This window comes from Streptomyces lacrimifluminis, assembly GCF_014646095.1.
GTDB classification, from domain to species: domain Bacteria; phylum Actinomycetota; class Actinomycetes; order Streptomycetales; family Streptomycetaceae; genus Streptomyces; species Streptomyces lacrimifluminis.
In genome coordinates, this window is record NZ_BMMU01000112.1 from 587 (window position 1) to 802 (window position 216).

1 pseudogene is annotated in these 216 nt (G+C 63.0%); it reads right to left on the reverse strand.

Annotated elements, in window-relative coordinates:
* A pseudogene (locus tag IEY89_RS41440) lies at positions 1-216 on the reverse strand (alpha-1,4-glucan--maltose-1-phosphate maltosyltransferase); the annotation flags it as partial.

The following is a 216-nucleotide window of genomic DNA, read 5'->3' on the forward strand; positions in this document are numbered from 1 at the left end:
CAGGATGTCGGGAGTGTTGACGAAGAAATTCGGCCGCATGTACGCCGCCGCCTCACCCGACAGCTCGGTCAGGTACTCGGTCAGCTCCGCCTTGCCCGTACGCCAGGTGAAATACGTGTACGACTGCTGGAAACCGACCTGGGCGAGGGTGTGCATCATCGCCGGGCGGGTGAACGCCTCCGCCAGGAAGATCACGTCCGGATCGGTGCCGTTGAT